We start from the raw sequence: 11,752 nt of genomic DNA, 5'->3' as shown, positions 1-11,752 counted from the left end.
ATATAATATTGATAAAAAAATATCATCAAATTAAATTTTTTTTAGAATTATCAAAAAACTTAAGAAACCCAAAGAAAGGCGGATAATACTTGTCAAGATGGGGATATTTTAGCGTTTACTAAGTTAACTGCACAAGATTATACTTTTTATGGGAAAATTGAGAGAATAATATCAAAAAATTCGTTTTTTGATATTAAAAGAACTGAAAAAGATTTTTATTTTAATTATGGAATAGTAACTTTTTTCACTGGTATAAATAAAGACTTATCTTTTGAAGTTAAAAATTTTAAGAATAATATAACAGAATTAATTCTGCCCTCAGGATTTAAACTTTATAAAAATGATAGATATTCTATCATCACAGGTTGTGACAAAAATTTTATAACTTGCACTAATAAATTTAAAAATTCCCTAAATTTTAGAGGCGAGCCTTATATTTACAATGCTTTAAAGACTAATCTGAAATAAATCTCTTATATATATATAACAAAGGAAAAGAGAAAAAAGATAAAAATATACAAAATAATTCTCTTGAAATGTTAACATACATAACCCCATTCAAATTAGGATGTATCAAAAACCCTATCAGCCCTAAAAAAACTGAAATATATGCTAAGAATTTACTTTTTTTAAAATTAAAATAAGAAACGACAATTGGAAAAAATAATGTACATACCATTATTTGGTAACTAATCAACATAACTTCAATAATATTATTACAAAAATTAGCAATTATTATCGCAGAAAAACCAAGAAAAATAGTAATTATTCTAGTATGTAATAAATTTATTGAAGAATTCTTTTTTTTAAAATCCAATGAAATATTTGAAGTAATAGCACATAGCAAAGAATCACCTGTAGAGATTATAGCACATAGAACTGCAAGTACCACAATAGAAACAATAAAACTATTAGATGTATTAATAAAAAAGTATATCATTTCATTACTTCCAGCAGGAATATTTTTAATACTTCTTGCAGCAATCCCAAAAATCAATGGTATAAAAGCAAATATTAAAAGTAATATTCCCGCTAAAAAAGCAGAAATATAAGCTGTTTTAGAATTTTTAGCCGAAAAAAATCTTTGAGCCATATCTTGCTCTATAAATACATATAAAAATGGAACTATTAAATAAGGTGCTAAAAGTGTTTTCTCTTTATTTACAATACAATTGAATAAATTATCAACTGAAAATTGTATATATTTATATTTATAAAAAAAATAATAAGCTGTAATTAAAATAAATACTATAAAGATAAATATAATCTGTACAACATCTGTATATACAACAGCTTTTAGACCACCTAAGACTGTATATAATATTAATACTATCCAAAATGCATAAAGAATTAATTCATTCTCAATCCCAAATGCTATAAGTAATTGTCTCGTTCCTACTATTAATGAAATTAATATTCCATAAAGAGATATTATTGATATAATAGATGTAACTTTCCTTAAAAATTTTGACTTATATTCTTTTTCAAATAACTCAGCTACTGTAGATATGTTTTTCTCCCTAAGTTGTTTCGCTCCAAATATTGAAATTGCAATTAAGCCTAAAGATAAACCTAGTGAATAAAATATTCCATAGATACCATATTTATATGAAAAATCTGACGTACCAAGGATTACTCCAGCTCCAATTTGTGTTGCAAGCAAAGACATGCATATAGAAGCAATACCTAACTTTCTATCAGCTAAGAAATAATTATCACCAGAGTTCACACCTTTAGATACATGATAACCAATGCCTATAAATGTAATTAATAGTATTATTGAAAAAAATGTAAAATAATAAATCATACTTAATTATGATACTTATTATTTTTTAAACTTAATAGTTTGAACCAGAAGGTCTTCTAAAAGATTTATGCTTTCTTTTCCTTGCTTCAATGCTTTTTCTTAATTTTTTTTCAGATGGCTTTTCATAATGCCTCTTCTCTCTCATTATTTTAAAAACACCCTCTTTCTGTAATTTCTTCTTTAAAATTTTTAAAGAGTAATCTACATTATTAAATCTTACTTGAATTTCTACCAAAGTATATAATTAATTGTTATTTGTCCCACATGATAATACACATTGATAAATTTATCAATAGCTAGCCACAAACTTTCGAATTAATTTTGTATTATTTTTTTATTTTATCCAAAATTGATACTAAATACCTTGCTATTAAATCAACTTCTAAATTCACTATAGAGCCTTTTTTTAAATGACATAAATTAGTATTTTTCCAGGTATGCGGTATGATATTTACACAAAAATATTTTTCCTCCACTTTATTTACAGTTAAAGATACTCCATGAATAGCAACAGATCCTTTATATGTAATAAATTTATATATTTTTTTTGGTAAATTTACTTTTATTATATGTGAATCACCTTCATTACTTATCTCTAAAATTTCTGAATAACAGTCAATATGACCTTGTACTAAATGTCCATTTAGTAGGTCCCCTAACTTTAGTGATTTTTCTAAATTTATTTCATATCCTTCACACCACACATCTATATTACTAACTTTTCTAGTCTCAGACGATACTTCAACAAAAAAACATTTTTCATATTTATTGATTACTGTAAGACAGATTCCATCACAACAAATTGAATCCCCTATTGATATTTTATTAATATTAAATTTTGTACCTATAATAATTTTCCAATCTGGTAAATTTTTATCAATATTCAATATTTTGCCAATATCTGTTATTATACCACTAAACATATCTAGTTATTGAATTATTGTTGCATTAAATCTAAAAATAGCTATCTTAAAGTTGGTTATTAGTCAAATTAATAATTAAATTTTAAAACATGAAAATATATCTTGATAGCTGCGATATAGAATTAATAAAAAAATATAAAGAATTAGGAATAGTTGATGGAATAACAACTAACCCTTCAATTATTGCAAAATCTGGCAAAGATTTTAAAAAAACTATAAATCAGATTTGCAGCTTAATTACTACATCTGTTAGTGTCGAAGTAATAGCAACTGATTTTGATAATATGCTTAAAGAAGCTGAAGAATTATCAAATTTAGCTCCTCAAATCACTATTAAATTACCCATCACAGAAGATGGCTTAAAAGCATGTAAAGTGCTTTCCAATAAATCTATTGCTGTAAACATGACATTGTGTTTTTCGCCTACACAAGCATTACTTGCAGCAAAATGTGGAGCTACTTATGTTTCTCCTTTTATTGGTAGATTAGATGATATGGGCAGAGACGGATTAAATCTTATTTCTGATATATGTGCAATATTTGAGAATTATCCAGATATCTCAACTCAAATTTTAGCTGCTTCCATAAGAAATCCTATTCATTTTATTGAAGTTGCAAAACTTGGAGTTGATGTAATAACTTTACCTCCAAAATTAATTGATACTATAATTAATAACCCTTTAACAAATAAAGGGGTTGAAATTTTTCTAAATGATTGGAATAATATAAAAAAGTAACAAATTTAACAATGATTAAAATATTAGCGGGGGTATTTTTGTTCATTCCTTTAATTGCAAACGCAACTGGTAATGTTTTTGATATATATAAGCAAAATATGGATTTTTTAACCAGAAATGATACTATTATTACACAAAATATTGCTAATGCAGATACTCCAAAATTTATACCTAAAAAATTAGAAAATAAAAGATCAACATTTAGTTATGATATAAAATTAGATACAACCAATCCTATGCATTTTCATGCAGAAGAAAGTAATTCTAAATATAAAGTGTCAAATGCTGAAATAATTGAAATAAAACCTGATGGCAATGCTGTAAGTATTGAAAATGAGTTGCTAAATAAGAATCAAAATTCAGTAAAACTTAATCAAGTTGCTAATATGTATAACAAAGCAAAAAATATGATGAGATATGCCATTACAGGAAGTATAAAATGATTTTTAAAACTTTAAAGACATTAACTATTATATCATTTATGTTAACTTATACATATACTTATGCACAATATGAAAGCGATGCTTTAAAAGCATCTATTAAAATTTCAGCAGCAGGAATGCAAGCACAAAATCAAAGACTTAAAGTAATTTCACAAAATATTGCCAATTCTAATGTTACAGGAAAAACTCCTAATGAAGATCCTTATAGAAGAAAAGTTATATTTTTTAAAAACGTTTATAACCCAAAATTAAAAACTAAAATATTAAAAATTGATTCTATTAGAGAGGATAAATCTGATTTCACACTAAAATATGAACCAAATCATCCAGCTGCAGATGCAAAAGGAATGGTAAAATATCCAAATGTTAATATCATTATTGAAACTGTTGATTCTAAGGAAGCACAAAGAACATTTGATGCAAATGTTAATTCTTTAGAAATTGCAAAAAGTAACCAAAATAAAATTCTTGAGTTAATGAGGTAATAATTATGACAACTTCTTCTATTAAAGCTACTTATAATCAAGCTGTAGATGCGTATAAAAGAACAAATAAAAATATAAAAACCACAGGTTTATCTTCTCAAAACTCTAAAACCAACAATATTAATTCAGGCACAGGAGTTTTATATTCAGGTGATAAAATTGATGTGCTATCTCAAGGAGTTTCTAAAGCACCTCAATTTTCTACTGTGATTCAAGAACTAATTAAGAGTAGAGTTCAAAAAGTAAAAAGTTCTGAAAAAGTTTCTTTAGATGCTATTAAAGGTAAAGCTGGAATAATAGAAGTTATGGCTGCAGTAAATGATTCAGAAGTTGCCCTGCAAGAAATAGTTACAGTTAGAGATAAAATTGTAGGTGCATATTTAGATATTTTAAAAATGCCTCTATAATCCTTATAAGGAGTAAATTAAATAAGCTGAAAATCAATCCAAGTTTTTTTTATTTAGTTATAATAATCATCAATAATAATATGAGTAGCATTTAACTGATCATTTAAACTTGTATCAATCACTTTTAAATCAAAAAAATAACCTTTATCACATTTCATTTGTACTTTCCAAAGATCTTGTTGCTTATCTTTATTCTTAGGCCTTAAAACATCATCGATTTTACTATACTCATATTTTCCTACTGGTAAAGACGGTATATAATACCCCTGCACATCATAACCTAAAGCAGTTAACTGACATCCAATATCATAATGATGCAAACCTATTAACATTAAGGACTTATCTACATCTGATTTAATTATATTATCAACAACAAACTTATTACGCATTACTCTATTTGAAATTTGTTCCAGTGTATTGGACGCTGGTGGTGTGTCTACTGCTTTAAAGTCAATAGAATACTTTGATAAATTTTGTAAAAAATTTATATACTCTTTATATTCAGGCAATGTTAGATAATATTGCTGAACATATGGATCATTTTGGTCTTTTAATTTTATTGTTTGCTCAACTAGTAAATATGATTGTATTGTACTTTCTTTTGTTTCCTTTATTGGTTGTTAAGCATAAAATGTTGTAACGTTTTCTTTTTGGAAAAAAGGCAATAGCTCATTCATAACTCTAGCAGGAGCTGGGTCATAATGTGCTTCAAAAAACATAAAAATTTTTTTTGAATTATGATCATTGGATTTCACAGCTGAATTATATTGATAAAAAAACCCTATTCCTATTGCTCCAAAAATTATTGATGCACTAAAATAATTTCTCATTTACTACCCTCATTAAATGATTATAAACTTATTTATTAAATTATTATTGCACATTGTAATTAAATTACTTTAAGAAACAAGTTTTTTATTTTAAATATTATTTTTAGATATTATATATATTAAATTATTAGCTAAAATAATTACTCATAGTATTAATCCTGTATTATTTAAGCTACTGTAATATTTAATTATTCCATTTCTATTGTAGCAGGCGGTTTTGAAGTTATATCATAAACAACCCTATTAATTCCATGAACTTCATTAATAATTTGTCTGGCAATTGATCCAAGAATTTCATGAGGAATATCCACATAATCAGCAGTCATCCCATCAACAGATGTAACTGCCCTAAGCACACATATATGCTGATATGTTCTAGCATCTCCCATAACACCTACAGTTTTAACAGGCAATAAAGCAGCATATGCTTGCCATATTTGACTATATAAATTATGCTTCTTCAATGCGTTGATAAAAATGTAATCTGCCTTTCTAAGAATTTCACACTTCTCTTTTGTAACTTCACCAATAACTCTGATTCCTAATCCAGGCCCAGGAAAAGGATGTCTATTTAAAATTAAATCTGGAATATCTAGTTCTTTACCAAGCCTTCTTACTTCATCTTTAAATAATAGCTTAAGTGGCTCTATAAGTTTTAAATCACCAATATCTTTTGGTACTCCACCTACATTATGATGAGATTTAATAGTTACTTTTTTGCCTGTAGAAGTTGCAGCTGATTCTATTACATCTGGGTAAATTGTACCTTGTGCAAGATATTCAACATCATCAATTTCTTTAATAGCTTTTTGAAATGTTTCAATAAAAACTCTACCAATAATTTTACGTTTTTCTTCTGGATCAGTAACATTCTTAAGCTCTGATAAAAACCTTTCACTAGCATCAATAGTTCTTATTTGAAGATCAAAATTATCCTTTAAGCTTTTTTCTACTTCTTCAACCTCATTATATCTTAAAAGTCCATTATCTACAAAAATACAATACAATTGTTTGCCAATAGCTTTATTAAGTAAAGTTGCAACAACTGTAGAATCAACACCTCCAGACAAACCAAGTACCACTTTTTTATGCCCTATCACAGCTTTAGTTTTATCTATTTGTTCATCTATAAATGAACCCATTTGCCAATCTTTTTTACACCCTGCAACCTTCGTCAAAAATGCATTAATTATATTTATACCATCTGGAGTATGATAAACTTCTGGATGAAATTGTATTCCATATATTTTTTTTGATTGATGTTGAATCACTGCATAAGGAGCTTTTTCAGTTTTTGCAATTACTTGAAAATCATTTGGTAATTTACTTATATAATCTCCATGACTCATCCAAACTTGATAAAAATCTCCAACTTGCCAAAAATCATCAAATAATACAGATTTTTTTAAAATTTCTAATTTAGCAGCGCCATAACTCCTAGACGTTGAGTTTGATACTATTCCTCCAAAATCCATGCATATACCTTGTTGTCCATAACAAATGCCTAAAATCGGAATATCTAAATCATAGATAATTTTTGGAATTTTTGGTGATTCGTTGTCTGTTATAGATTCACTACCACCAGATAATATTATAGCTTTTGGATTAAATTTCCTCACTTCTTCATCAGAAATTGAAAAAGGTTTAATTTCACTATATATATTTAATTCTCTAACTCTTCTAGTAATCAGCTGGGTGAATTGTGAGCCAAAATCTAGTATTAGTACTTTATCATGATCTATCATATATTATTCTTATAATTTATTGCTGGCTCAGATTTATCTAAACTATGAACATGACCTTCCCTAATTCCTGCTGGAGTAATTTTGATAAAATTGCAATTCTTTTTCATCTCATCAATAGTTTTATTACCTGTATATCCCATTGCAGATGTTAAACCACCTAACAATTGACCTAAGACTTTATTCATAGGTCCTTTGTATTTTATATAACCTTCTACACCTTGAGGAACTAAGTTTACTTCTCCTTTTTGGAAATACCTATCTGCAGAACCAGATTTCATAGCTTCAACAGACCCCATACCTCTATATTTTTTATATTTCTCATTTTTAATATTAATAATTTTCCCTGGAGCAACATCAGTGCCAGCTAAAAGAGAACCCAACATAACACAATCAGCTCCTGCTGCAATTGCTTTAGCTAAATCACCAGAAAATTTTATTCCACCATCTGCAATTAAAAATGAATCTTTAGTTTTACATATTTCTGCAACTTCTAAAATTGCAGATAGCTGCGGTGATCCTACACCAGAAACTACTCTAGTTGTACAAATAGAACCTGGTCCTATCCCAACTTTTAAAGTGTCTGCTCCAGCGTAAAGCAATGCAAGGGCAGCATTTTTTGTTGCAATATTACCAGCAATTATTTCAGTACTTGGAGAAATATTTTTTATCTCTTTTATCGTATCTATTACATTTTGAGAGTGTCCATGAGATGTATCTATAATAATCGCATCTACATTAGCCTTAATCAATGATTTTGCACGCTTCAAAGCTTCTTCACCTGTGCCTACAGCTGCTAAAACTCTAAGTGAATTATTTGTATCAACACAAGCTTTATTATATTTAGTAATGTCAACCTCATATTTTTTTACCTTACTAACTTCTTGACACTGCAAATCAATACTTAAACTCTTATGAACAGCACCAATACCACCATTAAGAGCCATATTTATAGACATCTTATGCTCTGTCACAGTATCCATAGCTGCAGATATTAAAGGAATGTTAAGTACAATTGATTTTGTTAACTTAGTTGTTAAATCTGCTTCTTTTGGAATAATATTAGAAAAATTAGGTTCAATTAAAACATCATCAAAAGAATAAGATTCTTTAATTTTTTTCATTTTTTAAACCTTGCATTTTTTTTTAGTATATATATTAATGATAACATAATAAATCACCATATAATAATAGCCAAAAATATTATGACAAGTAATTTCTTAAAAAATCTCACCACATTAACAAATGATATGATATTTCAATTGCCAATTTGCGATATACATGTTCATCTTCCCGGTGTAATTTCACCAAATATTGCTTGGAGTTTGGGGATTAAAAATAAGTTTATTACAATTAACAAAAAAGAAGATGGCACATATAGCTATTCCAGTGGTCCTAAATCTTTATCTATATTAGATCCTCATGAGCATTACATTGATATATTTAAGAATGATTTTAAGCTTGATACAAATGGAAATCCTATAAATTTAGAATATAATATTGATAACGAAAGCTTTAAAAGCTTTGATAGAATTATGGCTACAATTCAAGGACATAGACACCCTCCTGGTGGAATTCAAACTAAAGAAGACATGATTTTCTTACTCGACTGTTATTTAGAAGAATGTGTAAAGCAAAAAATATTTTATACAGAATTACAGCAAAATATAAAAATAGCTTATCTTTTATTTCCAAAAGATGATCAAAAGATAGCAAGAAAAAAATTATTTTTATTATTTAAAAATTCTATTGATAAATTTAAAGAAAAAGGAGTTCACCTAAGATTTTTACACTGCTTTAATAAAACTAAAGCAGCTGGAGATGATAAAAGTACTCATGAGCGAACTATAGAAGCTGCTAACTGGCTTGAAGAAGCCCAAAAAATTTCTCCTGATGTATTTGTTGGAATTCAATCAGCAGGACATGAAAAAGATGAATCTGGCTGGCCTATCCACCTTAAAGCAGGATATGAAAAAGTTAAAGATTTAGGCTTAGGATGTGAAGCACATGGTGGAGAGGGTATAGGTGTAGAACATATGTTTGATGTTGCAAGGTCTTTACCTATTACAAGATTAGCACATGGATTTCAGGTTATAGAAGATCATGATGTGATAAATTTTGTTAAACAAAAAGATATAACACTAATTATGATGCCTATAATTAATTTAAACCTAGGATTATGTGTTCATATGAAACAAATAAGTGGTAAGCAAACCCCATGTTCCAAAAGCAAAGGTGGAAAAAAAATTCATATTAGAGATTTTTGGCAACACCCATTTTTTGAATTATTTAGAAAACATAAAATGAAAATAACATTAAGCTCTGATAATCCTAATATAGGTGGCATACCATTAAAAGAAACTATATTAATTATTGCTGGTCTTAATCAAAATTATCAATATCCAAATGAATTTACACCTATCAAAGCTGAAGAATTAGCTATCCTTTGTAAAAATGGTATTGATGTTATATTTGCTGAAGATAAACTAAAACAAGATTACAATAAGCTTCTTAATCATTGGATTAAAGAAAATAATTTAAATCAGAAATTTATCAGTGATTATTATGCAATAAATTAAATTATATTTTTACATTGACTACTAATATCTGAAATTTATATACTTATCTTCACCTAATAATTTTTAACATGACACTTATATTAATTATTAGTTTATATCAATTATTTATTTAAGGTTTATATATACGGTAATTACTCCAATACTATAATAAAGCAAACTAAACAAATTTTATTTCGCAATAAAAATATCTTTTTTTCTAACAAAAGTTGTGATAGAAGGTCCTTGGGAATAAATTAATTGATGATAACATGGGAAAGAAAATCACTAGAAATCAATATGCATACAAATATACAGAAGATAATGAGAAGGATTCAAATATGTTTAAGGATTCAGCATCATTGGACTTTGCTTACAAATCAGATGACTTACTTCTAATTAATAAAATAACACTCCTCTAAATCAATTATCTGCTGAAATAATTTTATCTAACTCACAAAAGATAATTTTAATTTGTACTATTATATTGCAATTAATTTTAATAAGATATTATGATTTTTTGAACATAATTTTTCAATTTTTTCATTTAATTGTACTGTTAAAATATGGAGTTATTGTTTTAAAAAGTACAAATAGAATATGAAAAATTTCTTAAGACCTTATACAATTTTATTACCTATTTACAAAGAAGAAAAAATTATTGAGCAACTAATTGGCGCTATAAAAGATTTAATATATCCAAAAAATTTACTTCAAGTTTTATGTTTAATTGAGAGTGATGATAATAAAACATTAAGCGCCTTATTAAAAATAAATTTACCAGATTATTTCTCAATTTTAATTGTAAAAGGAGAGGGACCAAAAACAAAAGCTCGTGCCTGTAATTTTGGCTTAAAATATGCAACTGGAGATTATTTAGTCATTTTTGATGCTGAAGATATTCATGAAAAGGGGCAATTACTCAAAGCAGCAAAAACATTTTATCAAAGTAACGATCCATACTTATCTTGCCTTCAAGCAAAATTAACTTTTTATAATTATAATACCAATACTTTAACCAGATTATTTACTTTGGAATATTTTTTTCATTTTAACTTTATTTTACCTGCTTTTGCTAAATATGAAATTCCCATACCTTTAGGAGGAACAAGCAACCATTTAAGAACCAGTATTTTAAAAAGAATAAATGGTTGGGATGAATATAATGTAACAGAAGACGCAGACTTAACTTATAGGTTATATAAAAACAATTTTAAAATTAAAATGTTAAATAGTTACACATCTGAAGAAACTGTAGTAGATATCAAATCATGGATTAAACAGCGTTCAAGATGGATTAAGGGGCATATTATTACTTTTTTGGTTCAAAGCAGAACAATATTTAATATTAATAGTAAGGCTAATTCTATAAAATATGTTTTTAGTTTATACCGTTTACGTTTATACTACTTTATGGGTATAACATCCATCTTATCACTTTTTCAATTTTACTGTAAGCGCTAAAATAAGGGCATCTAGGCAAGAATAAAAATAAGTGGTAGAACAAAAGCCTAAAAAAATAGAGGCTAATGATGCTATTAGAAAAAAAGAAAAAAAGAATAAGTAATGAAAAATGGAAAGAGCTAGTAGAAGAATATAAAAAAAGTAATGTAAGTAAATATGAATTTTGTAAGCAAAAGAATGTGCCGAGAAGTACATTTTATAAATGGCACAGAATTCTTGTAGAAAATAAAAGAAATACAGTAAAAAATAAATTTATACCAATAAGAGTGAAAGAATGCGAAGAAGAAAGAAGTGAAGAAATAAAATCAGAGATGATAATAGAAAGTAAAAAGGGGATAAGAATAGGGTTTAATAAAGGA

The 11,752-nt window shown here is 26.9% G+C and carries 16 protein-coding genes; 9 read left to right on the top strand and 7 right to left on the bottom strand.

What is annotated here, in order from left to right:
* Window positions 1–105 precede the first annotated feature (105 nt).
* On the top strand, window positions 106–468 hold the full coding sequence (locus EIC27_RS07485) for a phage BR0599 family protein (RefSeq protein ID WP_126044680.1): 363 nt from the start codon (window positions 106–108) through the stop codon (window positions 466–468).
* Here EIC27_RS07485 and EIC27_RS03065 read toward each other — a convergent pair.
* From EIC27_RS03065 to EIC27_RS03055, 3 genes are all read right to left on the bottom strand, one after another.
* Complete coding sequence (locus EIC27_RS03065) at window positions 455–1,807, bottom strand: sodium:solute symporter family protein (RefSeq protein WP_126044678.1); 1,353 nt, start codon at window positions 1,805–1,807, stop codon at window positions 455–457. The two genes, EIC27_RS07485 and EIC27_RS03065, sit on opposite strands and share 14 nt — an antisense overlap.
* A 31-nt stretch (window positions 1,808–1,838) precedes the next feature.
* The gene (gene rpsU / locus EIC27_RS03060; protein ID WP_126044677.1) at window positions 1,839–2,042 is read right to left on the bottom strand and encodes a 30S ribosomal protein S21; all 204 of its coding nucleotides are present in this window, start codon (window positions 2,040–2,042) and stop codon (window positions 1,839–1,841) included.
* 91 nt (window positions 2,043–2,133) lie between these two features.
* Window positions 2,134–2,730 carry a riboflavin synthase gene (locus tag EIC27_RS03055; RefSeq protein WP_126044676.1) on the bottom strand — a complete coding sequence of 199 codons (597 nt, stop codon included), beginning with the start codon at window positions 2,728–2,730 and terminating at the stop codon, window positions 2,134–2,136.
* Window positions 2,731–2,819: 89 nt separating this feature from the next.
* On the opposite strand from EIC27_RS03055, the gene fsa reads away from it, so the two are divergent.
* Genes fsa through fliE form a run of 4 tightly spaced genes read left to right on the top strand, consistent with a single transcriptional unit; the run spans window position 2,820 to window position 4,802 of the window.
* The gene (fsa, locus tag EIC27_RS03050) at window positions 2,820–3,467 is read left to right on the top strand and encodes a fructose-6-phosphate aldolase (protein ID WP_126044675.1); all 648 of its coding nucleotides are present in this window, start codon (window positions 2,820–2,822) and stop codon (window positions 3,465–3,467) included.
* A 38-nt stretch (window positions 3,468–3,505) separates the two neighbouring features.
* Complete coding sequence (locus EIC27_RS03045; protein ID WP_126044674.1) at window positions 3,506–3,910, top strand: flagellar basal body rod protein FlgB; 405 nt, start codon at window positions 3,506–3,508, stop codon at window positions 3,908–3,910.
* Window positions 3,907–4,395, top strand: a complete 489-nt coding sequence (gene flgC / locus EIC27_RS03040; RefSeq protein WP_230204226.1) for a flagellar basal body rod protein FlgC — start codon at window positions 3,907–3,909, stop codon at window positions 4,393–4,395. Before EIC27_RS03045 ends, flgC begins: the two co-directional genes overlap by 4 nt.
* 5 nt (window positions 4,396–4,400) lie before the next feature.
* Window positions 4,401–4,802 (top strand): flagellar hook-basal body complex protein FliE, encoded by a 402-nt coding sequence (fliE, locus tag EIC27_RS03035; protein WP_126044673.1) that lies wholly within the window; start codon window positions 4,401–4,403, stop codon window positions 4,800–4,802.
* A 53-nt stretch (window positions 4,803–4,855) separates the two neighbouring features.
* On the opposite strand, the gene EIC27_RS03030 is transcribed toward fliE, so the two are convergent.
* The 4 genes from EIC27_RS03030 to guaB form a co-directional block, all read right to left on the bottom strand.
* A complete protein-coding gene (locus EIC27_RS03030) occupies window positions 4,856–5,311 on the bottom strand; it encodes a hypothetical protein (RefSeq protein ID WP_126044672.1) in 456 nt (151 codons plus the stop codon).
* A gap of 111 nt (window positions 5,312–5,422) precedes the next feature.
* The gene (locus EIC27_RS03025) at window positions 5,423–5,632 is read right to left on the bottom strand and encodes a hypothetical protein (RefSeq protein WP_126044671.1); all 210 of its coding nucleotides are present in this window, start codon (window positions 5,630–5,632) and stop codon (window positions 5,423–5,425) included.
* Window positions 5,633–5,820: 188 nt separating this feature from the next.
* Entirely contained in the window at window positions 5,821–7,377 is a 1,557-nt protein-coding gene (gene guaA, locus EIC27_RS03020; RefSeq protein WP_126044670.1) for a glutamine-hydrolyzing GMP synthase, read from the bottom strand.
* Window positions 7,374–8,498, bottom strand: coding sequence for an IMP dehydrogenase (guaB, locus tag EIC27_RS03015; RefSeq protein WP_126044669.1), 1,125 nt, complete (start codon window positions 8,496–8,498; stop codon window positions 7,374–7,376). The genes guaA and guaB overlap by 4 nt, the downstream gene beginning before the upstream one ends.
* Before the next feature lie 81 nt (window positions 8,499–8,579).
* Between guaB and EIC27_RS03010 the strand changes: the two genes are divergently transcribed.
* The 4 genes from EIC27_RS03010 to tnpA all read left to right on the top strand — a co-directional run.
* Window positions 8,580–9,953, top strand: a complete 1,374-nt coding sequence (locus EIC27_RS03010) for an amidohydrolase family protein (protein WP_126044668.1) — start codon at window positions 8,580–8,582, stop codon at window positions 9,951–9,953.
* A 248-nt stretch (window positions 9,954–10,201) separates the two neighbouring features.
* Window positions 10,202–10,351, top strand: a complete 150-nt coding sequence (locus EIC27_RS07000; RefSeq protein ID WP_154663842.1) for a hypothetical protein — start codon at window positions 10,202–10,204, stop codon at window positions 10,349–10,351.
* Between the two features lie 178 nt (window positions 10,352–10,529).
* Window positions 10,530–11,393 (top strand): glycosyltransferase, encoded by an 864-nt coding sequence (locus EIC27_RS03005; RefSeq protein WP_126044667.1) that lies wholly within the window; start codon window positions 10,530–10,532, stop codon window positions 11,391–11,393.
* 65 nt (window positions 11,394–11,458) lie between these two features.
* Window positions 11,459–11,752 (top strand): IS66 family insertion sequence element accessory protein TnpA (tnpA, locus tag EIC27_RS03000; RefSeq protein WP_205702322.1); only part of this gene is annotated, 294 nt, incomplete at its 3' end.

It is taken from the genome of Candidatus Aquarickettsia rohweri (assembly GCF_003953955.1).
In the GTDB taxonomy this organism is placed as follows: Bacteria; Pseudomonadota; Alphaproteobacteria; order Rickettsiales; family Midichloriaceae; genus Aquirickettsia; species Aquirickettsia rohweri.
Note: the sequence above shows the minus strand (reverse complement) of the source record. Positions and strands in the feature narration are given on the sequence as shown.

Bases quoted from the DNA above. Each gene is read 5' to 3' on its own strand.
- EIC27_RS03065 (WP_126044678.1), bottom strand. From the start codon at position 1,807: ATGATTTATTATTTTACATTTTTTTCAATAATACTATTAATTACATTT.
- EIC27_RS07000 (WP_154663842.1), top strand. From the start codon at position 10,202: ATGGGAAAGAAAATCACTAGAAATCAATATGCATACAAATATACAGAA.
- EIC27_RS03010 (WP_126044668.1), top strand. From the start codon at position 8,580: ATGACAAGTAATTTCTTAAAAAATCTCACCACATTAACAAATGATATG.
- EIC27_RS03005 (WP_126044667.1), top strand. From the start codon at position 10,530: ATGAAAAATTTCTTAAGACCTTATACAATTTTATTACCTATTTACAAA.
- guaB (WP_126044669.1), bottom strand. From the start codon at position 8,498: ATGAAAAAAATTAAAGAATCTTATTCTTTTGATGATGTTTTAATTGAA.
- fsa (WP_126044675.1), top strand. From the start codon at position 2,820: ATGAAAATATATCTTGATAGCTGCGATATAGAATTAATAAAAAAATAT.
- EIC27_RS03055 (WP_126044676.1), bottom strand. From the start codon at position 2,730: ATGTTTAGTGGTATAATAACAGATATTGGCAAAATATTGAATATTGAT.
- EIC27_RS03025 (WP_126044671.1), bottom strand. From the start codon at position 5,632: ATGAGAAATTATTTTAGTGCATCAATAATTTTTGGAGCAATAGGAATA.
- flgC (WP_230204226.1), top strand. From the start codon at position 3,907: ATGATTTTTAAAACTTTAAAGACATTAACTATTATATCATTTATGTTA.
- guaA (WP_126044670.1), bottom strand. From the start codon at position 7,377: ATGATAGATCATGATAAAGTACTAATACTAGATTTTGGCTCACAATTC.
- fliE (WP_126044673.1), top strand. From the start codon at position 4,401: ATGACAACTTCTTCTATTAAAGCTACTTATAATCAAGCTGTAGATGCG.